The sequence below is a fragment of the Aeromonas sp. QDB63 genome (genome assembly GCF_027707425.1).
Lineage (GTDB): Bacteria > Pseudomonadota > Gammaproteobacteria > Enterobacterales > Aeromonadaceae > Aeromonas > Aeromonas caviae.
In genome coordinates this window covers 1-25,394 of the sequence record NZ_JAPCIS010000045.1, presented here as the reverse complement: position 1 = coordinate 25,394, position 25,394 = coordinate 1, and the positions used below count along the sequence as shown (strand labels likewise).

Here is a 25,394-nt window from a genome sequence, read left to right as displayed (position 1 = left end):
ATTTACTGGTAACCCATTGATATTAAATGACTAAAATTTTCATTTTTTGTTCTTGGGATACTTGTTCGCACTTTCCCAAGACGATGAAATCCTGGATCAAATACGGGTTGGCCGGGGCCTTGATACTGGTGGCGAGCTTCTGGGGCGGCAGCGTGCGGGCGGCCCAGATGCCCCTTGGCTGGGATGCTGCCCTGCCGGTACAGATAACCGGGCAAGATGCGGCGGTTCTGACGGTGGCCTCTTTCCTGTCGCTCGGGGAATAGCCATCGGTTGCTGCCGGGCTCAGCACCTCAGGGCAGGGATTGGGGCCTGTTTATCCGGACCTGGGCGGTGAGGGCGCGGCATATGGCGTATCAACACAGGCCGGGTGGCCTATCGCGTCTGGTATTGGGCATCCAGCCAGGCGATGGCCTCTTGGGGGTCGTTGAATGCCCGGATATGGTCCGGGTGGGTGAGGGAGAGGCAGGAGAGGGCGATGTGATGGAGCACCTTGGCCGAATAGAGGGAGGCGATGGCCACCAGATTCTTCTGGGTCAGCCACTGATAGGTCTCCTGCAGATGGGGCAGGGCGGATAGCACTACCCCCTGATGCTGACGATGGTCCACCAGGGCGCAGAAACGCTTACCGTCCAGGCTGTTCACCACGGACTTTATCTGTGCAATCCACGCCAGCATACCCTCTTCATTGAAAGGGCCGATCAGCTCGCAGGTGACCAGGTGTTCCTGCACATTGAAGATGAACTCACCGTGCTTTTTATCAAAGGACATACAACATTCTTATCCATGACCAGGGGCGGCAAGATGATGCTTATTCATTCCGTATGCATCAATACCCGAATGAGGGTTTTGGTCATGAAATCGTATTGCTGCGTTGACGCCGGGGGTAAGGTGCTTGTCCGTGATGGCGATACGAGAACAACAGGCGGCGCCAGTGTATTTCATCCGGATGCCGGGTAGTCCGGTCTGCATCCAGGGTGGCAATGCTCCTGTTTGCCCGGGCCCTTATCCCGGGGTGTCTTGCCCGGAAGGGGGGACTGCCTTGGTGAGGGCGTCGATGGCATTGGGGACGAATCGCTCGGAAAAACCGGCGATAAAGGCCCAGATGATGGCCTTGGCGGCATCCAGATTGGTTGCAGGAGAGGCCAGGGTCAGCAGGGTCTGCAAGGAGACATAGGGGGGCTCCATGTGTTTGAACTTGGGAAACAGATCCCCCTGCAGCAGGCTGCTGGCAAAGAGTCCGTAGGCGATAAAGCCGAGAATGCCGGAAAACAGCAGGGAGACATAAAATTGCGTGACGATCACCCGGGGTTGGCTGATGTGGGTTATGGCGTCGCTGTCGTGCAGCCTGGCGAGACGGTAATAGTTGTTGATGACGGCCCCCACCGATCCGGCGAAGAAGATGGCGGTCATGATGTTGGAAATGAGCGGGATGGTTTGCAGCAGCAGTATCAGGGCAAGGCCTCCGAAGGAGATGAGGCCGCTGATGGCCAGGTGTTTGTAGTAGCGATCCATGGGTAGCTCCACATTGGGCAAGAGACCCTGTTGAGGATAGTCAGCCCATGGCGAAAATGACCCGAAAAGGCCGGTGTAGCAGTGCCCGCCCTTTGTCTCTTCAAAGAAGAGATCTCTTAACTACTTTGTGCTCTTGGAGGAACAAAGGTGATGTAACAACAGTGGGGTCGCCAATGGATGGACTAGCATAAAGCGTCATACGGTACCGAGGTGGTAACCGTGATATCCCCGCGTAAGGAGTGCGTGATGGCTAGAAAATTGATTGTTTGCTGCGATGGAACCTGGAACAGCGAAGACAACAAAGATGACGGTGTGCTGGCGCCTACCAATGTATTCAAAATCTTCAATGCCCTGCGCTGTGACGAAACCCAGCTCACACGTTACCAGAGCGGGGTTGGCAGTGGTGGTCTGATCGACAAGGTGATGGGAGGCACGATCGGGCTTGGGCTCAGTGAGGATATTCGTGACTGTTATCAATGGTTGGCGACTCATTACCAAGAAGGAGATGAACTTTTCTTGTTTGGTTTTAGTCGCGGTGCGTTCACGGCCCGTAGCCTCGGGGGCATGATTGGGCGATGCGGCATAGTCCGATTCGCCTCTGATGAAGGGATGGGCGAGGTGGTGGAGCGGATTTACGATCAGGGATATCGCAAGAAGCAGCTCTTGGCGGATCTCACCTTTTATCCAGCCTCTCAAGCTATCCGCTTCATTGGGGTATGGGATACTGTCGGCGCTCTCGGTATTCCCGATGACAAGGGATTGCTGAATTTGCTCGACCGTCCCGACAACTACCGTTTTCACGACGTCCAGCTTGGCGAGCATATCAAGACGGCGCGCCATGCCGTCGCTATCGACGAGAAACGAGGTAGTTTCACGCCGACTCTCTGGGATCCGGCCCCAGGGCGAGACATGCAGCAGATCTGGTTTGCCGGGGTTCATAGCGACGTTGGTGGCGGCTACAAGGAACACGGGCTTTCGGATATCACTCTGGCCTGGATGATGAAGGAGGCTGGCCAGTGTGGATTGGTGTTCAGGGAGTCAGCAAGCTCGCAGCTACATCCTGATCCTGCCGGCCTGCTGCACGAATCCCACGTCGGTCTGATGAAGCTTTTGCTCACCTCGCCGCGCAGCTTGCCGAATCTTCGCTCCGCCGAAGTCCACAAGTCAGTGGATGAGCGGCGCAAGCTCTCTCCCATCAATCAGCTTCCCTATCTGCCCACCAAGGAGTGGTCAACGGAAGGTTCGATCACCCTGGATATCTATGCCCGCCATCCATGGTATTGGACTGGTATCTATCTGGAGGCTGGTCGCCATTACCGCTTCAGCGCTCATGGTGAGTGGCATGACTCCCATGTGCCAGCGGGCCCGGAGGGGGTGCGCGACAAGGCGCTTGCACACCTGTTGGGTGATGCACTTGGCAAGATTGAGCGCTTCTACGGCATAGTGACTCGCAACAGTCAGGCCAATGTTCCTGCTACCAAGCGGCTGGAAGAGGCGGAATGGTTTGCCCTGATAGGGGTGGTGGCGGATGCGGGTAACCCGGACAACGATGGCACTCCGGCGCGGCCCAGCACCTTTGTGATCGGCAAAGAGGCCAGCATTAAGCCGACCAAGAGCGGTTATCTCTACTGTTTTGCCAACGATGCCTGGGGATATTACGAGAACAACCGTGGCTTTGTGACGCTCACGGTGAGCCGCGACTGATAGCGGCTGGGTGACGATAAGGGCTTCCCTCGGGAAGCCCTTTTTATGTCTCGGGTGACGCGGTGAGGTGTGTCGAAGGTCAGCGAAAGCGGAACAGCTCCCGGTGCAGCGGGGTGGCCAGGTGGGCATCCAGGCTCTGGGCCATGGGCTCGGGGCCGCAGAACCACACCGGGGTGTGCTGACGTTTGCCCAGGGCGGCCAGATCCAGCCGGCCGCGCTCGGACTCCAGATGCAGCCGGTAGTCGATCCCGACCCGGCGGCACAGATCGGCCAGCCGACTGTGATAGGGGGCGGCCTCGGCGCTGGGAGCGCATTGCAGCAAGGTGGTGCCGGGGCGTTGTTCACCACGGCGTACCAGGGCCTCCAGCCAGGCGACGAAGGGGGTGATGCCGATACCGGCGCCCACCCAGAGCGCGGGGGCCGGATCCGGCAGGGCGAAGGCGCCATAGGGGCCGGTCACGATCACCGCATTCCCCACCTTGAGGTGGCGGTGCAGCCAGCGGGTGTGATCCCCGAGGGCGCGCACCGCCAGGGTCAGGGTGCGGCAGTCTGCCGAGACATCGACCAGGGTGTAGGGGTGGGGCTCGCCGCGCCCGGCAAAGTCGAAGAAGGCGAACTGCCCCGGGCGGTAGCCGGGCAGGGGCGCGGTGAGGCCAACCCGGATCTCCAGGGTGCGCTCGTCCAGAGGGGTGAGGGCGCTGACCGTCCCCTGGCGGCGTGCGTCCCGTCCCACCCGGCCAAACAGGGAGTAGAGCGCCCCCAGAGCACCCAGCCCGCCGCCGATAAGCAGGGTCAGGCCGACCGGGGTCAGGGCGCCGATGCGCGGCAGCAGGCAGAGCCCGTGCAGCCAGCCCATCAGATAGATGACCGGGGCCAGCCGGTGAACCACCTTGAAGCGCTCGTAGCACACCACCGCCAGCAGGCTTACCACCACCAGCGCCAGCAGCAGATAGAAACTCCATTCCCCCAGGGTATTGCCGAGGCTGTGCCAGAGGGCATCGTTGCCAGCACCAGCACCAGCACCAGCACCAGCACCAGCACCAGTACCAGCACCAGTACCAGCACCAGCACCAGCACCAGCACCGCGGCGCGCCGGCCGGGTCAGCCAGCCGGCGGCGACAGCCCACTTGGGGGCTTCCACCAGCAGCCAGTGGGCCACCAGGGTGCCGGTGGCCCAGAGGGCGCTGCTGCGGTGCAGGTGCAACATGCGATCCAGCCCGCCGCACCAGGCCTCGAGCCTCGGCAGGCGCAGGGCGAGCAGCAGGGAGAGGGTCATGGCGCCAAGGCCAAGCAGACCGGTCAGGATCAGCAGCTCGTGGCGCCAGGGCCAGAGACCGGCGGGCCACTGGGTCAGGCCAAACAGCCAGATGAGGGTGAGGGTCAGGGGCAGGGCCCAGATGAGGGATGCGGGTTTCATGATGTCCTCCTTGTCCATGCCTCCATTGCACGCCTGCTTTGTGGCGAAAGTGTGCCCCCTGACTACCTCTTTTGTAGCAGAGTGTGGCAAAGGGTCGCCGGGTCAGGGCAAGCGGGCTGAGGAGGGGGGCGCGGGGCAGAACAGGGGGGCAGGAAAGCGGTTGGCGTCACCCCACAGGCCTGGGTCTGGAGAGGGGTGATGCTGGGGCAGGCGCATGGCTGCCCCAGCAAACAGTCGTGTCAGGATTTTCGTCCCTTGCCGCCCTTGTTGCCCGCGAGGGCCTGCTTTCTGGCCTTCTGCTTCTGGGCGCCCTTGCTGGCGCGGCGCGGCTCGGGGTCGAAGCGGGTGAGAGCCGGCTCAAAGCCCGGGAACCACTGCTGGGGCAGGCGGGTATCGAGCACGGCTTCGACTTTCTCCAGCAGGGGGGCGTCTTCCGGGCTGAACAAGGTGATGGCGAGCCCCTTGTTGCCGGCGCGGCCGGTGCGCCCGATGCGGTGGACGTAATCCTCGGGCTGATGGGGGAACTCCAGATTGATCACATGGTTGAGCTCGCTGATATCGAGGCCGCGAGCCGCCACGTCGGTGGCCACCAGGGCCTGCAAGGTGCCTGCGCGAAACGCCAGCAGCACGTTTTCCCGCGCGCTCTGTGACAGATCCCCGTGGAAGGCGAGCGCATTGATGCCCCCCTTGCCAAGCTGCTGGGCCAGCTTGTCGGCCCCCTGGCGAGTGCGGCTGAAGATCAGCGCCGGCGCCCAGCCCTTCACGGTCAGCATGTGTTGGACCAGCGCCACCTTGCGATCGCTGTCCACCGCATAGACCCGCTGCTCCACCTCGGCCGCCGTGGTGTTGCGCGGTGCCACTTCCACCAGCGCCGGGTCGCGCAGCAGTACCTTGCAGAGGGCAAACAGGTTGTCATCGCAGGTGGCCGAGAACAGCAGGGTCTGGCGATCCGCCGGGATTTGCTTCAACAGCGCCTGGATCTCGTCCATAAAGCCCATATCGAGCATCCTGTCCGCCTCGTCAAACACCAGATGGCGCAGTTCGGCCAGCGTGAGCGCCCCCTGGCGCAGGTGATCGAGCAGGCGGCCCGGGGTGGCGATGAGGATATCCACCCCGGCGTTCAGCGCCTCCACCTGTGCGGCGATGCTCACCCCGCCGTAGACCAGCGTGCTGGTGAGAGTGGTGCCCCTGGCGTAGCGAGTGACGCTCTCGGCAACCTGCACCGCCAGCTCGCGGGTCGGCACCAGCACCAGGGCGCGGATGGGGCGAGGGGCATCGCTCGTCGGGTGTTGCAGCAACTGCTCCAGCAGCGGCAGCACGAAGGCGGCGGTCTTGCCGGTGCCGGTCTGGGCGCCCGCCATCAGATCCCGCCCCGCGAGGATCAGGGGGATAGCGCTGGCCTGCACCGGGGTGGGGGCGGCGTAGCCAAGCTCGGTCAGGGTTTGCTGCAAGCGGGGGGAGAGGGCCAGTTCGGCGAAAGAGGCAATGGACATAGGGCACCAGTATGGGGTTATCCCGCCCCGTGGCCGGGGCGGAAACAATCAGCGTGGCCGGGATGGTAACAGATAGCAGGGGAGCGGCAGAAGCCGGGCCGCTCAGGGGGCTGAATTGTCACCCGGATCGCGGACAAGGCGGATGGTTTGCCCCTGGTAATAGGCGATATTGCGCTTGCCGTGCTGCTTGACGTGATAGAGCAGGTCGTCGGCCAGTTGCACCGCCTCGGTCACCGTCAGGTAATCGCGAATGCGGGTTACTCCGGCGGAGAAGGTGATGGGGGCGGGCAGCTCGGGGATGCGCAATGGCCGCTCCAGCAGGCGGGCGGCGGAGTGATGCATCATTTTGTCATCGTCCATCCCCTTGAACAGCACGATGAACTCTTCCCCGCCCCAGCGAATGGCGACATCGCCCTTGCGGATATTGGTCTTGAGGTGATTGGCGAAGGCGACGAGCGCCAGGTCACCCACCCCGTGACCATGGGTGTCGTTGACGGACTTGAAGTTGTCGATGTCGAGGATCATCAGGTAGTCGTGCTCCCGCAGCAGCGCCTGATTGAGGATGTCACGGCGTGGCAGCCGGGTCAGGTGGTCGGTCTGGGCCAGGATGCGCAGACGGGTAACCAGGCTGCGCCCCGTCAGCATGATCAGCAGCAGGATGATGAGATAGAGCTTGAAGGCCGCCCCGTAGAGCACGGACCGGATGAAATCGCCGTAACTGTATGACCACTTGAGGTAGAGATCATTGCCTGCCTGAGTGCGCATCAGCGGCGTGCTCAGGCAGAGGTGGAACGGGCGGCAGGGCTCGACCTCTTCGAAGGAGAGGACGGTCCGGGTCGGATTGAGGCTCTCGAAGGGGTGCAGCACATCCTTGAACGCCCGGTCGACGGCGATGTCGATGCCCTTGAGTCCATAGCGGTAGTCCTTGATGGCGGGCTCGTAATAGACGAAGGGGAAGTAGAGGGTGATGGTATTCAGTCCGGTGAAGGTGTCGGTGTAGATCTCGGATACCCAGGTTTCATCCGTGCTGCAGGGGACATGGGTGGCCGCGAAAAAGGCGCAGCCGAAATAGTGGGTCCAGGGCTCGATGTCGCTGAGGTCGGTGTTGATGGGCAACAACTGGCTCGGCAGCATCCCCTTGCTGGCGACCATGCCAAGCATGCGGCGATCATCATAGAAGGCGTAGAGGTTGAGGACCTCGGGGTTGGAGATGACGTATTGGTAGGCGAGGAGCATCTGGTTGGCCGGGGGCAACACGGGAATGACCGCCAGGCGCTTCAGGGTGGGGAGATCATAGCCATAGGCATAGGCCGTCGCATCCCCGTTCTCGCTGAAGATGGGCATCTTGATGCTGCTGTTGTCGATGAAGGCGGCCAGTTTCTCCGGCGCCAGGATGCGAGCCCGCTGATAGAACACCTCGAACAGGTTGGGCTGCTTGGCGGTGATGAGCGCCATGTCGTGCCTGATGACGAAGTAGGTGTAGTTGCACACCAATCCGAGCCCCATCAGGGCCAGGCAGAGCCAGCCAAGCCGGGTGAGCCATCGACGGGGGAGGAAACGCAGCAGTGAGGCGGCCATGGCGTGAACGCTTCCGTGGTGACAGAGGCCTTTTTTGTAACTGATTTTGCCGGGCATCACCAGATGAAGTTGGTGGGGCGCCATGGGGGGTGCACAAAAATGAGCCAGCAATATCAAAAAGATAGACGATAAGAACGCATTCGATGGTGGGCGGGGGAAAGGGGGGGGCTGAAACAAGAGGGCATGGCGCCCTCTTGTGTGGAGTGAGACGACGCGCCTTAGCGAGCCTGGTATTTCGGCGAGCGGGGGCCAGGGAGGATGCCGTTGGACATGTCGGCACTGAGTAGCCTGACGCTGGTGATGCCGGCGATTTCATGGCCCTTGTCGGTCAGGGTGTTGGCAATCTGATTGACCACCGCCACCACCAGCATGCCGATGAGGCCGCCCCCCGAATTGCCCTGCTGCTCGGCACTGCTGGCGCTGGCACTGCCTTCCCACAGCAGCTTGCCAGTGCGCAGATCCACCAGGCGGGCACTGGCGGTGACCACTGTCTCGCTGGAGATGACCAGATAGCTGGTGCCGTACTCCTTGATGTCGAGGTAGAGGGCGGTATCGGCACCGTAGATCTCGTGGAGCTTCTTGATGGGCAGCGCCTGGATGTCGGCGGGCTCGGTCACGCCGTTCTGCTGGAACGTCTCGTTGGTGACCGCCACCGGCAGCACGTAATAGCCGGACTCGGCGAGCGGATAGGTGATCTGGGATTGCAGGCTGGGGCCCGCCTTGATGTCCGGCGAGTGATTCACCGGCGGCAGCACCAGAATGGAGGTTGGTCTGCTCTCCTTGAAGTTGCTGTAGTCGTAGCCGGGGCCCTGTGCGCAGCCGCCCAGGAGGAGGGCGCCCAGCGTGAGGGCAAGGAGGGGGCGCAGGGTCATTGGGTCTCTCCCTTCTTGTTGGACATCAGGAAGTTCATGAAGGGGGCCGATTCGGGGAAGAGGCGCTTCTCGGTTTCGAACTGCTCGCGAGTCTGGGCATCCTTGCCGAGCTGGGCGTACAGCATGCCGAGGTGAGCGTGAAAGCCCGGTGGCACAGCCTGCCCCTTGGCGCTCGCTTCTTGCTGGTTTTTCTCCAGCGCATCGATCTGCGCTTCGACCCCGGTGTCGTCACCCTGCATGTGCTGGTAAACCACTCCCTGATATTGCTCCCAGTTGTAGAGCGTCTGCGGCCCCTGGGCGCAGGCGCTCAGCAGCAGGCCGCTGACCAGCAGCAGAGAAGGACGGAACAGCGTCATCTCGTCTCTCCTCATTGGGCCGGGCGCCAGGCACCGGTCTCGATGCCGTTCACCAGATTGTTGACGGCCTCGCGGATGGCGAGATCCAGCACCTTGCCGTTCAGGGTGGAGTCGTAGCTGGCGGTGCCGCCGAAGCCGACGATCTCGCGGTTGGAGAGTTCGTACTCCCCGGCACCCTGGGAAGAGAAGACCACTTCCGAGGTGGTGACGTTGACGATGTTCAGGTTGACCTTGGCATAGGCGATCTGTGACTTGCCGCGACCCAGGATGCCAAACAGCTGATGATCACCGACTTCCTTGCGACCAAACTCGGTGACGTCGCCGGTGACCACGTAGTCGGCGCCCTTGAGTTGCTGAGCCTGTTGCTTGATCCCGGCTTCGGCCTGGATCTCCGCCATGTTGTCGCGATCCAGTACGCTGAAGCGACCGGTCTGTTGCAGGTGGGTGATCAGCACGGTTTTCGCCTGGTTGCCCAGCCGGTCCACGCCGTCGGAGAAGATGCCACGCATGTAGCTGGAACGGTTGTCGAACTTGCCGACGGCGATGGGGCTGCGTGCGCCCTGATAGTGGCTCTGATAGGAGGCAACCTTGGGTACCTCCAGGGTGCGCGACGACTCGCTCGCACAGGCTGTCAGCAAGCCCGCCATCAGGATGACACTGGATGAAACAACAAACTTCTTCATGTAAGGCCCCGTTATCAAAGGAAAAAACAGCGGCGGACTCTAACATGGTTCGTGGCGAAGAAAGTGCCCCGTATGGGGGGCATACCCGCTCAATCCCTGTGCGTTTGACAGGGGATGGCGGGTGACCGGGTCTGTTGCAGGGGCTGGAACACCTCCTCCAGGGCTGCCACCAGGGCGCGCATTCGGCCCGTCTTCTGCACATCCGGGTGCAGCACCATCCAGATGTCGATGGGATCGTGCTGGTCAGGCAGCAGGCGCACCAGGGCGGGGTCTTCTTCGGCGAGGAAGGTGGAGAGCAGGGCGATGCCGAGCCCTTGCCGGGCGGCGGCCATCAGCACCAGCTGGGCATTGCTCTGCATGACCACGTTGGGCTCGTGGAGCGGTTCGCCGCACAGACTCAGCCAGTGACGGGCCACCAGCTCTCTGGGAAAGAGCAGCAGGTCGTGCTCTTGCAGTGCCTGACCCGAGCGGGGCGTGCCCCGCCTGGCCAGGTAGTCGGGAGAGGCGTAGAGCCCCATCTTGATGGTGGCGAGCCGTTTGACCACGAGGTCTCCCTGCTCGGGGCGCACGCTGCGAATGGCGAGATCCGCCTCCTGATTGTGGATGTCGCTCACGCTGACGGCGGTCAGCAACTTGAGGCGGATGCCGGGGTGGCGCTGGCGCAGCAGGGCGAACGCGGGCAGCACGAAGCCCTGGGCCAGGGTATCCGTGGTGGCGATGCAAAGCTCCCCTTCCAGCTCCCCCAGGCTCGCGGTGCGCATCATGGCCAGGGCCGCCTGCGCCATGGCCTCGGCCTGGGGCAGCAGCGCTTCCCCGAGGGGGCTGGGGCGATAGTGCCTGGGGGTGCGGATAAACAGCTTGGCCCCCAGCTGCTGCTCGAGCAGGGTGATCCGCCGCCCGACGGTGGCCTGATCCACCCCGAGCTCGAGTCCGGCCTGCCGCAGGCTGCCTCGCCGTGCCAGGGCCAGGAAGAAGCGGGCATCGTCCCAATTGATCATGCTTGCTCCTCACTCAAGCAGAACGCCCGATTGGCGCCGCAATATTAGATGCCAGCGGGGATGGCAGCACAAGGGGCGCCAAGGCCGGGGTGTGCTAGGGTCAGGGCCTGGCCTGGGGGCTGCCCGGCAACCCCCGGGGTGATGCAGGATTGAGTCGGCGTGATGCAGAACTGCCGCAGTCCGGGGTGGGCGGGATCGCTATGATGTCGCTCCCGATTGCGGTTTCATTTGTCTGCCACTGGAGTGTCCATGTCTGTCTCAAGCGTCCCGGCTTGCGAGCCAGGTCAGGTTGTCCATCCTCGTCTGCGCTGGTTTCTCTCCCTCGCCCTGATGTCGGCCCTGCTCAATAGCAGCGTGCCTACCCCGCTCTATCCCCATTACCAGGCGGCGCTGGCTCTGAGCGATCTCGGCCTCAGCCTCATCTATGGCGGCTATGCGGGGGGCGTGCTCATCGCCTTGTTCGGGGTGGGCAACCTGGCGGGACGCGTGGCGGATCTGCGCACCCTGATCCTGCCTGCCCTGGTGGCGGTCGGGGGCGGGGCCCTGCTCTTCTCCCTGGCCGACAGCTTCTGGGCCCTTTTGCTGGCGCGGCTGCTGGCCGGGATTGGCACGGGCAGCCTGACCGGCGCCGCCAATGTGGCGCTGCTGCGTTTTGGCCCCAGGGATGGGGGTAAGCGAGCGGCCCTGAGCGCTACATTATCGTTCACCGCCGGGCTGGCTCTTGGCCCCGTGTTCAGCGGGCTGGCGCTGCAGCAGGATCTCTACCCGACCACGCTGCCGTTTTTGCTGATCCTGGGGATGGCGGCCTGCGCCATCGGGGGGCTGGTGTTGAGCTGGCCCAAAGGGGTGAGGGCGACGAAGGCCGCCCCGAGCGGGCAGGGTGGCGGATCCCTGGGAGAGGGGCTCAAGGCCACGGGGGCCGGGTTCTTCCTTTGCGCCCTGGCGCTCTTCACCGCCTGGGCGGTGGCGGCCAGCTTGCTGGCCATGGGTCCCAAGGTGGTGAGCGAGATGCTGGGCATGACGGATCTGGGGCTGTTCGGCTATCTTGTCGCGGCCTATCTGGTCTTCTCTGGGCTTTGCCAGCTCTGGGCCCGTCGCCTCGATGCCCGCCATACCCTGCAAAGCGGCGTGCTGGCCCTGGCGCTGTGCGTGCTGCTCTTTGCCGGGGCCGTTCACGGCCTGCCCAGCTGGCTGGCGGGACTCGGGCTGCTGGTGGCGGGCTATGCCCAGGGGGCCGTGTTCGTGGGCAGTGCGACCCTGATCAATCGCATCGCGCCCCCGGCCAGCCACGCGCGGCTGCTCTCCCTCTTCTATGTGATCGCCTATGTGGCGAACTGGGTACCCGTGTTGCTGGGCTGGGTGAGCGACGGAGCAGGTCTTGGCGTCGCGCTGGATCTGCTCTTCGTCGGCAGCACCCTGACAAGCCTGGGGCTGGCCTGGGCGGTGTCTCGGCGGCGCTTCGAGCCCGCTGTGTGACAGGGCATCACCCATCGACCAGGACGACGCTCCCGGCATCCAGGTGGTGCATCCACTCCCGCAGGATCAGCAGGGCGGCGGCGATGCGCCTCCCCCTCGGCAACTGGGCCGATGCCAGGGGATCCCCCTCCACCATGGCGGCAAGCTGGCCGAACAACCGCTCTATGTTCTCCCGGCTCTGCACCCGGTTACCGAGCACCTCGGCCAGGGGCTCCGGGCTTTGCAGGTGCAGCACGGGGTGGGGCGGGATCCGTGCCGCGAGGGGCATCAGCACATCCTCCACCACCATGATGGCCTGCTCAAGCTCCAGGGGCGTCGGCGGATCCCGGCGAAAGGGTCCCGGGGTCAGGGCATCGAGCCCCAGTGTCAATGCAAATGTCTGGCTGGTGCCATCGGCCGCGGTGAGCGCGACCTGGCTTCGGGTATTGCCCAGGCTCAGCAAAATGGTGTCGTGATGCTTTCTGGTCATCTGGTGTGCTCCCGGCGTTGGATGCCCCATGGATACACCCGCACGGGGCGGATTGGCGAGTCATTTCGCCCCCCATTCGGGCATCAGGGGTTGCAAAGATTCCCATGAATGGCAATCTGGACGTCCAAACGTCTTTAAAGGAGCCCTGACATGGATATTCGTATCGTCCCCCGCGCCCTCGTACTCGCTCTCTCTCTGGTGGGGGCGAGTGCCCTTGCCAACGAGGCCCTGGTGTTCCAGACCGACTTCGGTCTCAAGGATGGCGCCGTCTCGGCCATGAAGGGGGTCGCCTTCGGGGTGGACCGCACCCTGCCGCTCCATGACCTGACCCACGAGATCCCGGCCTACAACATCTGGGAAGCCTCCTACCGCCTCTATCAGACCCTGCAATACTGGCCCGCGGGTACCGTCTTCGTCAGCGTGGTGGACCCCGGTGTCGGCACCGAACGCAAGTCGGTGGTACTCAAGACCAGGAGCGGCCACTTCATCGTCAGCCCGGACAACGGCACCCTGACCCTGGCGGCGGAGCACTTCGGTATCGAGGCGGTGCGCCAGATAGACGAGAAGACCAACCGCCTCAAGGGCTCCGAGAAGTCCTATACCTTCCATGGGCGCGATGTCTACGCCTACACCGGCGCCCGGCTCGCTTCCGGTGCCATCAGCTTCGAGCAGGTGGGGCCCAAACTGCCTGCCGAGGTGGTGACCATCCCCTATCAGCCCGCGGTGGTCGAGCAGGATGGCACCTTGAAGGGCACCATCCCGATCCTGGACGTGCAGTACGGCAACGTCTGGACCAACATCGACGAGGCCCTGCTCGGCAAGGCAGGCATCCACAAGGGGGACAACGCCTGCATCAGGATCAGCGAAGGGGATGCGCTGAAATACGAGGGCAAGGCCCCCTACGTCAGTAGCTTTGGCGACGTGCCGGAGGGCCAGCCCCTGGTCTACCTCAACAGCCTGTTGCAGGTGTCGGTGGCCCTGAACATGGACAGCTTCGCCGCCAAGCACCAGGTGCAATCCGGCGCCAACTGGCATATCAGCCTGAAGAAGTGCAACTAGACGCTGCCATCGGGCGCTATCCGGTACAAACGGGCATAGCAGTCTGAAGAAGTGCAACTAGACGCTGCCAGCGGGCGCTATCTAGTACAAACGGGCATATCAGCCTGAAGAAGTGCAACTAGACGTTGCCATCGGGCGCTATCCGGTACAAACGGGCATAGCAGTCTGAAGACGTGCGGCTAGATAGAGGGGAGAGCTTCTGTCGGCGATGTGTCTCTTGGGGCGGTGGGACTGGTGCCCACCGCCCCTTCTCCTGGGCGGTGGCGCCTTGTCGGGCCAGGCGGCTATCTCATCGTTTGTCATCCTTGTTTAATAAAGTGCCCCCATGCTGTGGCCGGACGCAGTGATTACGCAATGACGCCAGCACAGAGAACAAGGAAAAGCCGATGAGCCGTTTTGACGAGAGAGACAGCGCCAACCATCCCCGCGAGCAGGAACCGGAATTCAACCGCCTCATCGAGGCCGGTCTGAGCCGCCGTGGTTTCCTGAAGGGGATGGGCGCCGCCAGCATGGTGGCCTTCTTCGCCGCGAGCCCGGTGGCCCGCGCCGTGGCCGCCGCGACCCGGCCGCTGCTTGGCTTCCAGGCCGTGCCCGCCTCGGTGGCCGACACCATAGTGGTGCCGCCCGGCTACCGGGCCGAGGTGCTGATCGCCTGGGGGGATGCTCTCTTCCCCGATGCCCCCGCCTTTGCCCAGAGCAACGATGCCAAGGCCCAGGCCCGCCAGTTTGGCGACAACAACGACGGCATGAGCTTCTTCCCCCTGGGCCCGGATCGCGCCCTGCTCGCCGTCAACAACGAATACACCAACTACGAATATCTGTTCGCGGATGGCGGCAAGACCCTCAGTGCAGAGGCGGTCGCCAAGGCCCAGGCGGCCCACGGGGTCTCCCTGGTGGAGCTGGCGCGCATCGATGGCAAGTGGCAGGCCAACCCCAAGGGGGCCCTCAACCGCCGTATCACCGCTACCACCCCCATGACACTGAGCGGCCCGGCGGCGGGCCATGCCCTGCTCAAGACCCAGGCCGATCCCGAGGGGCGCACCGCCCTTGGCACCTTCAACAACTGCGCCAATGGCCAGACCCCCTGGGGCACCTACCTCACCTGCGAGGAGAACTTTAACGGCTACTTCGGCAGCGAGGGCAAGCCGGTGCTGGACCAGCGCGCCGCCCGCTACGGCCTGGCCGCCGAGGATGCGGGCTTTGGCTGGCACAGGTTCGACGAGCGGTTCGATCTCGCGAAGCATCCCCAGGAGCCGCACCGCTTCGGCTGGGTGGTGGAAATCGATCCCCGCGACCCCGCCTCCACCCCGAAGAAGCGTACCGCCCTTGGCCGCTTCAAGCATGAGAATGCGGCCTTCACCGTCAACCAGGATGGCCGCGCCGTGGTCTACCTCGGCGATGACGAGCGGGGGGAGCACATCTACCGCTTCGTCTCGAAGAACAGGGTGGCACCGGGCAATGACCCCGCCAACCGGGATCTGCTGGACGAGGGCACCCTCTATGTGGCCCGCTTCGAGGCCAGGGAGGGGGAGCTCAAGGGCACTGGCCAGTGGCTGCCCCTGGTACACGGCCAGCACGGCCTGACCCGGGAGAACGGCTTCGCCGATCAGGGGGAGGTGCTCATCTTCGCCCGGGAAGCGGCGACCCGGCTCGGCGCCACCACCATGGACAGGCCCGAGTGGGTGGCCGTGCATCCCCACAGGGCCGAGGTCTACTGCACCCTGACCAACAACAAGAACCGCGGCATCAAGGAGAACCAACCTCTCGATGGCGCCAACCCCAGGGCCGAGAACCCCTATGGCCAGATCATCCGCTGGCGCCCGATGGGGGACGATCACGGGAGCGATCGCTTCGAGTGGGATCTCTTCCTGCTGGCGGGCAACCCTGGCGTGCACAAGGAGGGGCTGATGGCGGGCAGTGCCAACATCCATCCGGACAACATGTTCAACAGCCCGGACGGCATCGGCTTCGACGAGGCGGGGCGGCTCTGGATCCAGACCGACGGCGATTACTCCAACGAGAAGCAGTTTGCCGGCATGGGCAACAACCAGATGCTGTGCGCCGATCCCGCGAGCGGCGAGGTGCGCCGCTTCCTGACCGGCCCCGTGGCCTGCGAAATAACGGGCCTCACCTTCACGCCAGACTGGCGCACCCTGTTCGTCGGGGTGCAGCACCCGGGTGAGGAAGGGGCTCCCTCCCATTTCCCGGACGGCGGCACCGCCATTCCCCGCTCCGCCGTGTTGCGGATCACCCGGGACGATGGCGGTATCATCGGCGCCTGATGGCCCGGGGTAACCGCTTGGCCCGTGATGACAAGAGCCGCCTTCGGGCGGCTTTTTTTGTGGGTGTGGCGGGCGGGAGACAAAAAAAGACCGGGTACGGGACCCGGTCAAAGAACCCGCGCATTCAGGGAAGAAGTGCGGGCGTTCAGGCTTGGTGGCGGGGCCGGGCATCGGCCCCTGATCCGGTGTCGGGGTGAGTGGCGTCACCCCGGCGTCAATGCGGGCTATTCGCGCTCCAGTGCGTGGATGGGATCCAGCCTGGCGGCCCGGCGGGCCGGGGCGAAGCCGAATATTACCCCGATCAGGCTGGCGCAAAGGCAGGCCACCCCCATGGCGGCAAGGGAGTAGCTCATCCGGACGCCGCTGCTGAAGTGGTCGAACAGTTGGCCAAGCAGCAGGGAGAGGGCGATGCCGAGCACGCCCCCCAGCAGGCAGATCAGCACGGCTTCAATGAGGAACTGCTGCTGGATATCCCGGGTCCGGGCGCCGACCGCCATCCGCACCCCTATCTCCCGGGTGCGCTCGGTGACCGAGACCAGCATGATGTTCATCACCCCTATGCCCCCGACGATCAGGGAAATGAGCGCGATGAGGGCGATCAGCGTGGTCAGGGTGGCGCTGGTCTGGCTGATGGTCTGGCGGATGCTGTCGGTGTTGAGCAGGAAGAAGTCCTGGCTGCCGTGGCGCAGGGTGAGCAGGCGGCTGATGCCGTCCTGGGCGGCGTCCAGGCTCACCTCGTCCCGCACCCGCACGCTGATGCTGCGCAGATGGCTCTGCCCCAGCAGGCGGCTCATGGCGGTGGTATGAGGGATCCAGACGTTGAGGGTCTCGTCGCTGCCAAAGCCGCTCTGGTTCTTGATGGCGACCCCGATCACCCGGCAGGGCAGATCCCCCAGCAGGATCACCTGGCCCAGGGGGGACTGGGTCGGGGCGAACAGCTTGTCCCGGGTGTGCTCGTCGATCACCACCTCCTGGGCCAGGCTCTCCTCGCTCTGGCGATCAAAGCCCATGCCCTGGGCCAGGCGATAGCCCCTGACCTGGAAGAACTGGGCGCCGACGCCGTTGATGGTGCCGGAGACGGCGATGCTGCCAAGGCGCAGGGTGGCGCTGGTGCTGAGGCTGGGGGTGACGCTGTGCACGTAGTCCAGCCGGGCGATGGCCTCGGCGTCCCCGATCCGCAACGTCTGTATGGTAGCGGAGCGCATGTCCCCGAAGCCGCGGCCGGGGAACACCTCCAGGGTGCTGGTGCCCATGGCGTTGATGTTCTCCAGCACTCGCTCCCGGGAGCCCTGCCCGAGGGCCACCACGGTCACCACCGAGGCGATACCTATGATGATGCCGAGCATGGTGAGAAAGGTGCGCAGACGCTGGGCAACCATGGCCTTGAGGGCCATCTGCAGGGCATTCCCGAGCCCCGCCATCAGCGGGGTCTTCCCCCTGGCGGACGTCTTGGTGGCGGCCTGGGTCGCCTGGGGAAGGGCCTGTGGCTCGCGCGTGCGGCGATCGGCGATCACCCGGCCATCTTTCAGTGCGATGATCCGCTCGGCGTGGCGGGCGATGTCCATGTCGTGGGTGACGATCACCAGGGTGTGGCCCTGGCGATGCAGGGCTTGAAGGCTCGCCATCACCTCGGCGCCGCTCTGGCTGTCGAGGGCCCCGGTCGGCTCGTCGGCCAGGATCACCTCGCCGCCGTTGATGAGGGCCCGGGCGATGCTGACCCGCTGCTGCTGGCCGCCGGAGAGCTGGCTTGGCTTGTGTTCGAGCCGGCTGGCGAGGCCGAAGCGGGTCAGCAGGGCCTCGGCCCGCTGGCGTCGCGTGGCCGGATCCAAACCGGCGTAGAGGGCGGGCACCTCCACGTTGGTGCGGGCGTCGAGATCTGCCAGCAGGTGATAACGCTGGAAAATGAAGCCGAAGTGCTCCCGGCGCAGGGCGGCGAGCTCGTCCCGGCTGAGGGTGGCAGTGTCGCGCCCGGCCACCAGATAGGCCCCCTCGCTCGGCTGATCCAGGCAGCCCAGCAGGTTCATCAGGGTGGATTTGCCGGAGCCCGAAGCGCCGACGATGGCCACCATCTCTCCACGGGCGATCGCCAGATCGATGCCATCGAGCACGGTGACGGTGCGCTCACCCTCTTTGAAGTGGCGGCGGATGCCCCTCAGTTGCAACAAGGCGCCCATGGTCACATCCCCATGGGGGGCGGCATGCCCCCGGCGGCGTCGCTCTGGCCTGCGCTCACTTCGCTGACGATGACCCGCTCACCGGTGCTCAGGCCCGACAGGATCTGGGCATCCACCTTGTTGTTCAGGCCGACCTTGACCCGGCGCAGGCTGATCCGGCCTCCGTCGTCGACCACCCTGACCTGATCCCCCTGCAGGGCGATGGCCGGGATCACCAGCGCATCTTTGAGCCGGGCGACCACCAGATAGACCTGGGCCGTCATGCTGATCCTGAGCTGACCGTCCTGGTTGGGCACCTCGAACAGGCCGTGATAATAGATGGCGCTGCTGTCGCTGCTGCTGGTGGTGTCGTCGTCATTGATGGTGTCGGGGGCGGGCTCGATGGCCCGCAGGGATCCCTCGAAGCGGCGCTGGCTGTTGCCAAGAATGGTGAAATAGACCGGCATGCCGACCCGGACGTTGATGACGTCGGCCTCGGAGATCCTGGCCTCCACCGTCATGGTGTCGAGCTGGGCAATCTTGAGCAGGGTAGGGGTGCTCTGGCTGGCGTTGAGGGTCTGCCCCTCCTCCACCGGCATGGCCACCACGGTACCGGAGAGGGGGGCCAGGATCCGGGTATACCCCAGGTTGACCCGGGCTGTGTCCACCGCGATCTCGGCCTGCACCCGCTGGGCGTTGAGGGCCCGGATATCGGCCAGGGTCTCGTCCAGGGTCGCCTTGGCGCTGTCATGGTCGGCCGTGCTGCCAAGGCCTCTTGCGACGATCTGCTGCTGGCGCTGGTATGCCAGGCGGGCATTGCGAAGGGTGGCCTCTTTGGAATCCAGCTGGGCCTGGAGGTTGTCGCGCTGGGCCAGGGCATCCTTGAGGGCGTTCTGCTGGGGCAGATCGTCGATCTCGACCAGCAGATCCCCCTGTTTGACCTCCTGCCCCAGAGTCACGTGCAGTTTCTTGATCTGGCCCGATACCTGGGCGCCCACGCTCACCTGCTTGCGCGCTTTCAGGGTGCCGTCCGCCATGATGAGCTGCTCCAGATCCCGGGTCTCGGCACTGGCGGTGATGTAGTCGCTGGCGGGTGCCTTGGCCTGGGGGCGCCAGGCCAGCAACAGGGCGAGGGCGCACAGGGGCAGCAGCCAGAAGAGACGAGGGGAGAACGTGGGCATGACAACCTGTATCCTGAATGACGGTAACGGCGGCACTCTACCCCAGAGCCGGGTTAAGGCTCTTTGCGCCAAGCGTAAGGGTTTCGTAAAAATGGCTGCCAAGTGCGTGGCAAGCGGCGAAAATGGCCGCCGACAAGGGAGACCGCATATGAAGATCCTGCTGGTGGATGACGATGCCGAACTGGGCGCAATGTTGAGTGAATATCTGGGGGGAGAGGGGTTTGATACCACCCAGGTGCTGACCGGAGGAGAAGGTGTGCACCATGCCCTCTCCGGCCGTTACAGCGCCCTGCTGCTGGATGTGATGCTGCCCGACTTGAGCGGCACCGAGGTGCTGCGCCAGGTGCGCCAGCGCAGCCGCCTGCCGATCATCATGCTGACCGCCAAGGGGGACAACGTGGATCGAGTGGTGGGACTGGAGATGGGGGCCGATGACTATGTGCCCAAACCCTGCTACCCCAGGGAGCTGGTGGCCCGGCTGCGGGCCGTTCTGCGGCGGGTCAACGAGGGGGGGAGCGCAACCCCCTCGCCGGATGCCCTCATCCTGGGGGATCTGACGGTCACCCCGGCCAACCGGGTCTGTCTCTGGCAGGGGGAGCCGCTGGAGCTGACCGCCACCGAGTTCAACATGCTGGTGTTGCTGGTGCGAGCACCGGAGCAGGTGGTCACCAAGGACACCCTCTCCCTGCAAGGGGTAGGGCGCCCGCGGGAGGCCTATGATCGCAGCGTCGATGTGCACATCTGCAACCTGAGGCAGAAACTGCAGCAGAAGGCGGGGGAGGCCGTCACCATCGAGACGGTGCGCAGCATAGGGTACAAGATACGGTGATCCTCAAGGGACGTTTGTTCTGGAAGATTCTGCTGGGGTTCTGGCTGGCCATCGTGCTGGTCAGCCAACTGCTCTGGCTCGGTTTTCGTGCCGAGCGTGCCCCCCCGGAAGAGCACCTGGCCCAGCAGTTGGCGAGCCAGCATCTGGAGATGGCGGCAGCCGTGCTGGCAAAGGGGGGGATCGAGGCTGCGACGGCATTGAGTCAGGCCATGTCGCCGCCGTTGCTGCAGATAACACTCCTCGATGTTTCCGATGCGCCTCCCCGGCCAGCGCCCCGGGCATCCAGGCCGCCTGCCCCCGGGGAGCCGGGCCCCGGCGTCGTGCTGACGCGCACCGTGATCGCCAACGACGGGCAGACCTATCTGCTGCAGACCAGAGCGGACCCGCGCGTCCTCCCCGGCGGGCCGGCCCCCGGCCCCCTCTCCTGGCTCAACATTCCCCCGCCCATGCTCTGGATTGGCGGCCTGGGGGGACTCTTGTTCAGCATTCTGTTCGCCTTGCACCTGACCCGGCCCATGAACGCCCTGCGGCGCAGTTTCGATCGGGTAGCCAGGGGGGATCTGGGGGTCAGGCTGTGGCCCACTCTGCGCTGGCGCCGGGACGAGCTGACGGAGGTGGCGAAGGAGTTCGATCTCATGGTGGAGCGGTTGCAGCAACTGGTCGAGGGGCGCGAGCAACTGCTTCACGACGTCTCCCACGAGCTGCGATCCCCCCTGGCCCGCATCCAGATGGCCATCGGCCTGGCGGAGCAGCGCCCAGAGAAGGCGAGCGACGCCCTGGCGCGGATCCGGCTCGAGACGGAGCGGATGGACAGGATGATAGGGGAGCTGCTGACCCTCTCCCGTGCCGAGCAGGGCCACGGGCTTGAGCAGAGCCACTACGACCTGCTGGCGCTGGTGGAGACCGTCGTCCAGGATGCCAGGTTCGAAGCCCAGCAATCCGGGGTCGAGATAGGGCTCGAGGCGGCGCTGGGGGAGGGTTGCCTCCTGCTGGGGCATGCGGAGCTGATGCGCCGCGCCGTGGAGAACGTGGTGCGCAACGCCCTGCGTTTCTCGCAGTCGGGCCAGATGGTGAGTGTTCGCTTGCTGCGCCTGGGCCAGGAGGTGCAGCTCTCCATCGCCGATCGGGGGCCCGGGGTGGAGGAGGGGAAGCTGGCGGGGATCTTCGACCCCTTCGTGCGCATCGGCTCACCCCGCATGGGCAAGGGCTACGGGCTCGGGCTCGCCATCGCCCGCAAGGCGGTGATTCTGCAGGGGGGCACCATCCAGGCGCGCAATCGCGCACAGGGGGGGCTGAGAGTGACCATGACGCTACCCCTGCATGAGCCCTCCTGAGGTACGCGGCTCAGACCCGAGTGGGGTAAAACCCCTGTAATGAAAGAGGGGGCCAAGGCCCCCTGCTCGTATCTGTTCCTCCGTGCGATTCAGCGCAGCGCCGCTGGCGGCGGCACCTCGGTGTAGCGCCCGTCTATTTCTCGCAGGTAGTAGTGATCCTCCCTGACGTAATAGCGGCGGCCATCCAGATCAAGAGGGATGAGCCCTGTCTCTGCCACCACCAGGACCTGAGGAGGCGGAGAGACCACCACATAGTGGTTCTCCTGTTGGCGGTAGAAGATGCCGTCGAGCACATAGTAGGTGAGCCCGGCCAGCAGCAAGGTTTCCACCCCTCCCGGCAGCCTGTCGACGGGGTGGCCGAAGCCGGGGCCAGCCCCATGGCCGTACTGCGGGGCAGGGCTCTCCCATCCGCCCGGTCTGCCCATGTTCCCCGGACCCGCCATGGCAGGCAGGGCGATGGCCATGGCAAGCAGCCAGAGTGAAGGGCGGTGCAGACTCATCTCACTGCCCCTTGAGCGGCGCACCGGCGGGCTGGGGTTTGAGTGGCTGGGGCGGCAGTTCGCGCACGCTGACCGTGACCTCGTAGCGGGTATCCGGCTTGGCGGCATCAATGTTTTTGGACAGCGCCTGGACCAGGACCTGGGGATCCGCACCCTGCTTGCTGGCGTGATAGAGCACTGAGGGGGGCGGTGTCATGGGGCCTCCCTGGCGGGCGCCCATCGGGGGCGGCATCTCGCCGGCATGAAGGAGCGTGGTGCCCAGCAGAAGGGCAAGGGCGACAGGATAGCGTGACATGATGATGACTCCATTGATGGGAACGCCCCCATCAAACGCGACGCATGCACTCGGCTCAACCACCTTTACACCTTCTTTTCGCCCTCTTTACAGTTGTGACAACGGGCGCCGTGGCGCCCGTTGTGTGTCGTGAACCGCTCGCCGGATCAAAACTCGTTGGAGAGCGCCTTGTAACCCCTGACCAGGTCGATGTTGGTGTGAGCCACATCCTCGGAGAACTCGGTGGCGTCCACGGTGACGCGTGGGATCTGCGCCAGATCGCTCTGCTGGTTGATGCGGGTGGTGGAGGGGACATAGAAGCCGGGGGGAATATCGCAGCCATCGACCACGGAGTTGTGGCGCACCACGGACCCTTCGCCGATGTGGCAGTTGAACAGCACGCTGTTGAAGCCGATGAAGACCCGGTTACCCACTTCGCAGGGCCCGTGGACGATGCTGCGGTGGGCGATGGAGCTGAACTCGCCGATGGTGACGGCAGCGCCGGATTTGGAGTGGATGACTACGCCATCCTGAATGTTGGAGTTGGCGCCGATGACGATGGGTTCCATGTCACCGCTCTCGTCCACTTCGTCTGCGCGGATCACGGCATAGGGGCCGACAAACACGTTCTCCTTGATGATCACCTTGCCACAGATGATGGCGGTCTTGTCGATATAGGCGGATTCGTCGATAACGGGCAGGTGACCTGAGGGATTCTTGCGGATCATGTTACGTCCTGTTGCTGATGAAATCGGGGAAACGTGGCGCGTCATGAAGGCCCGCCGGAGAGCCAGCTTACGCCTCTGATCCGGCAGGGGAAACCTTTTACTGGTCTGACCCACAGTGAGTAAGGCCATTTTGAGCGATTGTTCTTTGACTCCCTGTTATGGGAGCATGAGGGCGCAAAATGGGGCGCCACCGGGTGCAAAGAGATGAGGGGGAACGAGAGATGAAGCAGGTCATGGTATGGCTGGTGGGGTCGCTGTTGTGGATCTCCGCCGCACAAGGCAAAGGCTATGCGGGGGAGTTTGACTATTACGCCATGGCACTCTCCTGGTCGCCCGAGCATTGCGCCATCAAGCCAGGGGATCGGGAGCAGTGCGCCCGCAAGCTGGGGTTCGTGCTGCACGGTCTCTGGCCCCAGTATCAGCGCGGCTACCCCGCCAGCTGCACCCGCGAGCGGCTGGATGCGGACATGGAGCAGCAGTTTGCCGGGCTCTACCCCAGCCGCTTCCTCTATCGCCATGAATGGGAGAAGCACGGCACCTGTTCCGGGCTGAGCCAGGAGGCATTTCACCAATTGGCCAGCGATCTGCGCCAGAAGGTGAAGATCCCGGCCGCCTATCAATCGCCGGAAGAGCCGCTGAGAAAAAACAGCTTCCAGCTCAAGGCCGAGCTGGCGAGCGCCAACGAGTGGCTGGCCCCCGATAACATCACGGTGGCCTGCGCTGATGGGGGCCGCTTCCTGCGGGAGATCTACATCTGTATCAACAAGCAGGGGACGGATGCCGTTCCCTGCTCCGACGAGATGCAGAAGCGGGAGCGCCGCTCCTGTGGCCAGCCGGACTTCCTGCTGCGCAGCGTGCGCTGAGCTCGTTATCTTCATCAGGTCCCTCGCGGGCCTGATGTGCAATGAACCTCAAGGAGCCTGATGGATGAAAGCCAAGGCAGGATGTCTGGCCGGGAACTGGGCAGGCGATATCGCCAGACGACGTGTCAGCATGTCAGGTGCGATCTGCCGACTCAACCCGCCTCTGGCGCACAGGCAGACTCACCATCAGAAACAGGAAACCATCATATGACGCTCTTTGCCGAACTGGGGATGCGCTATCCCGTCATTCAGTCCCCCATGGCGGGTGTGCAGAACAGCGCCCTGGCGATGGCTGCGACCAGTGCGGGGGCTCTGGGCTCCCTGCCTGCCGCCATGCTGAGTGGTGCCGAGCTGCGCCAGGAGCTGAGCCGTCTCGCCGCCAGCGGGTCGGGCCCATACAACATCAACTTCTTTTGCCATCGGCAGCACGAGCCGGAACCGGCAGCGGAGCAGCGCTGGCGCCAGGTACTGTTACCCTATTACGCCGAGTTCGGGGTGGATGCCGCTGTGCCGTCGCGAGCCCCCTCTCGGGCCCCCTTCAATGGCGAGCATGCGGCCCTGCTTGCAGAGTTCAGACCTGCCGTGGTCAGTTTCCACTTCGGCGTGCCCGAGCCCGAATTGCTTGCCCAAGTAAAGGCCACAGGCGCAAAAGTGTTTGCCAGCGCCACCACGGTGGCAGAAGCGCAGTGGCTTGCTGACCACGGAGCCGATGCCGTCATCGCCCAGGGGCTGGAGGCGGGTGGCCATCGCGGTCACTTCCTGAGTGAGGATCTCAGCTTGCAGCAGGGCACCTTTACCCTTCTGCCACAGGTAGTGGCGGCAGTGGATCTGCCTGTCATCGCCGCCGGGGGCATAGTCGATGGAAAGGGCATCAGAGCCGCCCTTGCTCTGGGAGCGAGCGCCGTACAGGTGGGAACGGCGTTCCTCTGTTGCCACGAGGCGACGACCTCGCCCCTGCACCGTGCGGCGCTGCAGGGGAGGCATGGCCAGCACACCGCACTGACCAATCTGTTCAGCGGCCGTCCGGCGCGGGGCATAGTCAACCGCTTGATGCGGGAACTCGGCCCCCTTTCGGTGCTGCCGCCAGACTTCCCGTATGCCAGCGGCGCATTGGCTCCGTTGCGTGCCGCAGCCGAAAAGGCGGGTGACAGCGGTTTCTCGCCACTCTGGGCCGGGCAGAATATATCGGGTTGCCGCTCCATGGCGGCAGCCGAGCTGATCGCTGCCTGGGTTGCTGAGGCAGAACTGGCCTGATCGTCACTTTGCGATTCTCTTCCTCTATATATGAATTGATATGGTCAGCAACCCTTCGAACAGGAGACGGGCAGAGAGGAACGGGAGGTAATAGGGTGCAGAATGAGCCCTTTTCGGGCTCACCCTGTGGATAAGTCTGTATAAAAACTGTGCTTTGATATGAATAACTAAGAATTGGCATTTTTTTGCAATTTTATTGCGATGAGAGCTTGCCAATGTGATCTATGTCTCTATAATGCGCCTCCATCGACAGGGCAAAGCGGCAACGCAAAGCCTGAGTCGATAGCCTCGAAAAGCCTGTAAAAATAAGGCTTGACTCGAGAAGGCGGTTGAGTAGAATGCCACTCCCGCAGCAGCCAAAAGCTGTGTCGCTCTTTAA

23 protein-coding genes and 1 pseudogene are annotated in these 25,394 nt (G+C 64.0%); 9 read left to right on the top strand and 15 right to left on the bottom strand.

Going from position 1 to position 25,394, the window contains the following annotated elements:
- Positions 1 to 83 precede the first annotated feature (83 nt).
- Positions 84 to 176: pseudogene (locus PG879_RS20620) on the top strand (subclass B2 metallo-beta-lactamase); the annotation flags it as partial.
- 196 nt (positions 177 to 372) lie between these two features.
- On the opposite strand, the gene PG879_RS19125 reads toward PG879_RS20620, so the two are convergent.
- Together PG879_RS19125 and PG879_RS19120 are read right to left on the bottom strand one after the other, a co-directional pair.
- Positions 373 to 768: a hypothetical protein gene (locus PG879_RS19125; protein WP_042016530.1), complete on the bottom strand. Its 396-nt coding sequence runs from the start codon at positions 766 to 768 to the stop codon at positions 373 to 375.
- A gap of 234 nt (positions 769 to 1,002) precedes the next feature.
- Positions 1,003 to 1,512, bottom strand: coding sequence for a hypothetical protein (locus PG879_RS19120; protein WP_210600771.1), 510 nt, complete (start codon positions 1,510 to 1,512; stop codon positions 1,003 to 1,005).
- A 246-nt stretch (positions 1,513 to 1,758) separates the two neighbouring features.
- Here PG879_RS19120 and PG879_RS19115 point away from each other — a divergent pair, with 246 nt between their 5' ends.
- The gene (locus PG879_RS19115) at positions 1,759 to 3,216 is read left to right on the top strand and encodes a DUF2235 domain-containing protein (RefSeq protein WP_210600770.1); all 1,458 of its coding nucleotides are present in this window, start codon (positions 1,759 to 1,761) and stop codon (positions 3,214 to 3,216) included.
- 79 nt (positions 3,217 to 3,295) lie between these two features.
- Here PG879_RS19115 and PG879_RS19110 read toward each other — a convergent pair whose 3' ends face one another.
- The 7 genes from PG879_RS19110 to PG879_RS19080 form a co-directional block, all read right to left on the bottom strand.
- Complete coding sequence (locus tag PG879_RS19110) at positions 3,296 to 4,651, bottom strand: ferredoxin reductase family protein (protein WP_270830578.1); 1,356 nt, start codon at positions 4,649 to 4,651, stop codon at positions 3,296 to 3,298.
- 221 nt (positions 4,652 to 4,872) lie between these two features.
- The gene (locus PG879_RS19105; protein ID WP_210600768.1) at positions 4,873 to 6,126 is read right to left on the bottom strand and encodes a DEAD/DEAH box helicase; all 1,254 of its coding nucleotides are present in this window, start codon (positions 6,124 to 6,126) and stop codon (positions 4,873 to 4,875) included.
- Between the two features lie 102 nt (positions 6,127 to 6,228).
- Positions 6,229 to 7,704 (bottom strand): GGDEF domain-containing protein, encoded by a 1,476-nt coding sequence (locus PG879_RS19100; RefSeq protein ID WP_270830577.1) that lies wholly within the window; start codon positions 7,702 to 7,704, stop codon positions 6,229 to 6,231.
- A gap of 218 nt (positions 7,705 to 7,922) precedes the next feature.
- Positions 7,923 to 8,576 carry a DUF799 domain-containing protein gene (locus PG879_RS19095; protein ID WP_270830576.1) on the bottom strand — a complete coding sequence of 218 codons (654 nt, stop codon included), beginning with the start codon at positions 8,574 to 8,576 and terminating at the stop codon, positions 7,923 to 7,925.
- Positions 8,573 to 8,932 carry a DUF4810 domain-containing protein gene (locus PG879_RS19090; protein WP_042016536.1) on the bottom strand — a complete coding sequence of 120 codons (360 nt, stop codon included), beginning with the start codon at positions 8,930 to 8,932 and terminating at the stop codon, positions 8,573 to 8,575. Before PG879_RS19090 ends, PG879_RS19095 begins: the two co-directional genes overlap by 4 nt.
- Positions 8,933 to 8,943: 11 nt before the next feature.
- Entirely contained in the window at positions 8,944 to 9,615 is a 672-nt protein-coding gene (locus tag PG879_RS19085) for a CsgG/HfaB family protein (RefSeq protein ID WP_029313711.1), read from the bottom strand.
- A gap of 89 nt (positions 9,616 to 9,704) precedes the next feature.
- Entirely contained in the window at positions 9,705 to 10,613 is a 909-nt protein-coding gene (locus PG879_RS19080; RefSeq protein WP_270830575.1) for a LysR family transcriptional regulator, read from the bottom strand.
- A 249-nt stretch (positions 10,614 to 10,862) separates the two neighbouring features.
- On the opposite strand from PG879_RS19080, the gene PG879_RS19075 reads away from it, so the two are divergent.
- Positions 10,863 to 12,089, top strand: coding sequence for an MFS transporter (locus tag PG879_RS19075; RefSeq protein ID WP_210600766.1), 1,227 nt, complete (start codon positions 10,863 to 10,865; stop codon positions 12,087 to 12,089).
- A 7-nt stretch (positions 12,090 to 12,096) separates the two neighbouring features.
- Here PG879_RS19075 and PG879_RS19070 read toward each other — a convergent pair whose 3' ends face one another.
- Positions 12,097 to 12,558, bottom strand: a complete 462-nt coding sequence (locus tag PG879_RS19070; protein ID WP_210600765.1) for a hypothetical protein — start codon at positions 12,556 to 12,558, stop codon at positions 12,097 to 12,099.
- A 150-nt stretch (positions 12,559 to 12,708) separates the two neighbouring features.
- On the opposite strand from PG879_RS19070, the gene PG879_RS19065 reads away from it, so the two are divergent.
- Both PG879_RS19065 and PG879_RS19060 read left to right on the top strand, forming a co-directional pair.
- The gene (locus PG879_RS19065; RefSeq protein WP_210600764.1) at positions 12,709 to 13,617 is read left to right on the top strand and encodes an SAM hydrolase/SAM-dependent halogenase family protein; all 909 of its coding nucleotides are present in this window, start codon (positions 12,709 to 12,711) and stop codon (positions 13,615 to 13,617) included.
- 386 nt (positions 13,618 to 14,003) lie between these two features.
- On the top strand, positions 14,004 to 15,899 hold the full coding sequence (locus PG879_RS19060) for a PhoX family protein (protein WP_210600763.1): 1,896 nt from the start codon (positions 14,004 to 14,006) through the stop codon (positions 15,897 to 15,899).
- Positions 15,900 to 16,123: 224 nt separating this feature from the next.
- Here PG879_RS19060 and PG879_RS19055 read toward each other — a convergent pair whose 3' ends face one another.
- Positions 16,124 to 18,073 carry a MacB family efflux pump subunit gene (locus tag PG879_RS19055; RefSeq protein ID WP_405696669.1) on the bottom strand — a complete coding sequence of 650 codons (1,950 nt, stop codon included), beginning with the start codon at positions 18,071 to 18,073 and terminating at the stop codon, positions 16,124 to 16,126.
- Between the two features lie 2 nt (positions 18,074 to 18,075).
- On the bottom strand, positions 18,076 to 19,233 hold the full coding sequence (locus PG879_RS19050; RefSeq protein WP_203764256.1) for an efflux RND transporter periplasmic adaptor subunit: 1,158 nt from the start codon (positions 19,231 to 19,233) through the stop codon (positions 18,076 to 18,078).
- Between the two features lie 148 nt (positions 19,234 to 19,381).
- Between PG879_RS19050 and PG879_RS19045 the strand changes: the two genes are divergently transcribed.
- Positions 19,382 to 20,062, top strand: coding sequence for a response regulator transcription factor (locus tag PG879_RS19045; protein WP_010672948.1), 681 nt, complete (start codon positions 19,382 to 19,384; stop codon positions 20,060 to 20,062).
- Positions 20,063 to 20,076: 14 nt separating this feature from the next.
- Positions 20,077 to 21,396, top strand: a complete 1,320-nt coding sequence (locus PG879_RS19040; protein WP_246875493.1) for a HAMP domain-containing sensor histidine kinase — start codon at positions 20,077 to 20,079, stop codon at positions 21,394 to 21,396.
- An 89-nt stretch (positions 21,397 to 21,485) separates the two neighbouring features.
- Here the strand turns inward: PG879_RS19040 and PG879_RS19035 are convergent, their stop codons facing one another.
- The 3 genes from PG879_RS19035 to PG879_RS19025 all read right to left on the bottom strand — a co-directional run bounded on the left by PG879_RS19035 (position 21,486) and on the right by PG879_RS19025 (position 22,898).
- Positions 21,486 to 21,896, bottom strand: a complete 411-nt coding sequence (locus tag PG879_RS19035; protein ID WP_210600760.1) for a DUF6515 family protein — start codon at positions 21,894 to 21,896, stop codon at positions 21,486 to 21,488.
- Position 21,897: 1 nt separating this feature from the next.
- The gene (locus tag PG879_RS19030; protein ID WP_041214573.1) at positions 21,898 to 22,191 is read right to left on the bottom strand and encodes a hypothetical protein; all 294 of its coding nucleotides are present in this window, start codon (positions 22,189 to 22,191) and stop codon (positions 21,898 to 21,900) included.
- A 146-nt stretch (positions 22,192 to 22,337) separates the two neighbouring features.
- Positions 22,338 to 22,898, bottom strand: a complete 561-nt coding sequence (locus PG879_RS19025) for a gamma carbonic anhydrase family protein (protein ID WP_010672952.1) — start codon at positions 22,896 to 22,898, stop codon at positions 22,338 to 22,340.
- A 221-nt stretch (positions 22,899 to 23,119) separates the two neighbouring features.
- Between PG879_RS19025 and PG879_RS19020 the strand changes: the two genes are divergently transcribed.
- Both PG879_RS19020 and PG879_RS19015 read left to right on the top strand, forming a co-directional pair.
- Positions 23,120 to 23,761, top strand: a complete 642-nt coding sequence (locus tag PG879_RS19020) for a ribonuclease T2 family protein (protein ID WP_210600759.1) — start codon at positions 23,120 to 23,122, stop codon at positions 23,759 to 23,761.
- Between the two features lie 207 nt (positions 23,762 to 23,968).
- A complete protein-coding gene (locus PG879_RS19015) occupies positions 23,969 to 25,015 on the top strand; it encodes an NAD(P)H-dependent flavin oxidoreductase (protein ID WP_210600758.1) in 1,047 nt (348 codons plus the stop codon).
- Positions 25,016 to 25,394: the final 379 nt, after the last annotated feature.

What these genes read in the sequence shown, in the direction of transcription:
- PG879_RS19045 (WP_010672948.1), top strand. Translation starts at nt 19,382, where the DNA reads ATGAAGATCCTGCTGGTGGATGACGATGCCGAACTGGGCGCAATGTTG.
- PG879_RS19065 (WP_210600764.1), top strand. Translation starts at nt 12,709, where the DNA reads ATGGATATTCGTATCGTCCCCCGCGCCCTCGTACTCGCTCTCTCTCTG.
- PG879_RS19105 (WP_210600768.1), bottom strand. Translation starts at nt 6,126, where the DNA reads ATGTCCATTGCCTCTTTCGCCGAACTGGCCCTCTCCCCCCGCTTGCAG.
- PG879_RS19110 (WP_270830578.1), bottom strand. Translation starts at nt 4,651, where the DNA reads ATGGACAAGGAGGACATCATGAAACCCGCATCCCTCATCTGGGCCCTG.
- PG879_RS19075 (WP_210600766.1), top strand. Translation starts at nt 10,863, where the DNA reads ATGTCTGTCTCAAGCGTCCCGGCTTGCGAGCCAGGTCAGGTTGTCCAT.
- PG879_RS19020 (WP_210600759.1), top strand. Translation starts at nt 23,120, where the DNA reads ATGAAGCAGGTCATGGTATGGCTGGTGGGGTCGCTGTTGTGGATCTCC.
- PG879_RS19030 (WP_041214573.1), bottom strand. Translation starts at nt 22,191, where the DNA reads ATGTCACGCTATCCTGTCGCCCTTGCCCTTCTGCTGGGCACCACGCTC.
- PG879_RS19120 (WP_210600771.1), bottom strand. Translation starts at nt 1,512, where the DNA reads ATGGATCGCTACTACAAACACCTGGCCATCAGCGGCCTCATCTCCTTC.
- PG879_RS19055 (WP_405696669.1), bottom strand. Translation starts at nt 18,073, where the DNA reads ATGGGCGCCTTGTTGCAACTGAGGGGCATCCGCCGCCACTTCAAAGAG.
- PG879_RS19070 (WP_210600765.1), bottom strand. Translation starts at nt 12,558, where the DNA reads ATGACCAGAAAGCATCACGACACCATTTTGCTGAGCCTGGGCAATACC.
- PG879_RS19100 (WP_270830577.1), bottom strand. Translation starts at nt 7,704, where the DNA reads ATGGCCGCCTCACTGCTGCGTTTCCTCCCCCGTCGATGGCTCACCCGG.
- PG879_RS19125 (WP_042016530.1), bottom strand. Translation starts at nt 768, where the DNA reads ATGTCCTTTGATAAAAAGCACGGTGAGTTCATCTTCAATGTGCAGGAA.
- PG879_RS19060 (WP_210600763.1), top strand. Translation starts at nt 14,004, where the DNA reads ATGAGCCGTTTTGACGAGAGAGACAGCGCCAACCATCCCCGCGAGCAG.
- PG879_RS19090 (WP_042016536.1), bottom strand. Translation starts at nt 8,932, where the DNA reads ATGACGCTGTTCCGTCCTTCTCTGCTGCTGGTCAGCGGCCTGCTGCTG.
- PG879_RS19115 (WP_210600770.1), top strand. Translation starts at nt 1,759, where the DNA reads ATGGCTAGAAAATTGATTGTTTGCTGCGATGGAACCTGGAACAGCGAA.
- PG879_RS19025 (WP_010672952.1), bottom strand. Translation starts at nt 22,898, where the DNA reads ATGATCCGCAAGAATCCCTCAGGTCACCTGCCCGTTATCGACGAATCC.
- PG879_RS19095 (WP_270830576.1), bottom strand. Translation starts at nt 8,576, where the DNA reads ATGACCCTGCGCCCCCTCCTTGCCCTCACGCTGGGCGCCCTCCTCCTG.
- PG879_RS19050 (WP_203764256.1), bottom strand. Translation starts at nt 19,233, where the DNA reads ATGCCCACGTTCTCCCCTCGTCTCTTCTGGCTGCTGCCCCTGTGCGCC.
- PG879_RS19015 (WP_210600758.1), top strand. Translation starts at nt 23,969, where the DNA reads ATGACGCTCTTTGCCGAACTGGGGATGCGCTATCCCGTCATTCAGTCC.
- PG879_RS19035 (WP_210600760.1), bottom strand. Translation starts at nt 21,896, where the DNA reads ATGAGTCTGCACCGCCCTTCACTCTGGCTGCTTGCCATGGCCATCGCC.
- PG879_RS19085 (WP_029313711.1), bottom strand. Translation starts at nt 9,615, where the DNA reads ATGAAGAAGTTTGTTGTTTCATCCAGTGTCATCCTGATGGCGGGCTTG.
- PG879_RS19080 (WP_270830575.1), bottom strand. Translation starts at nt 10,613, where the DNA reads ATGATCAATTGGGACGATGCCCGCTTCTTCCTGGCCCTGGCACGGCGA.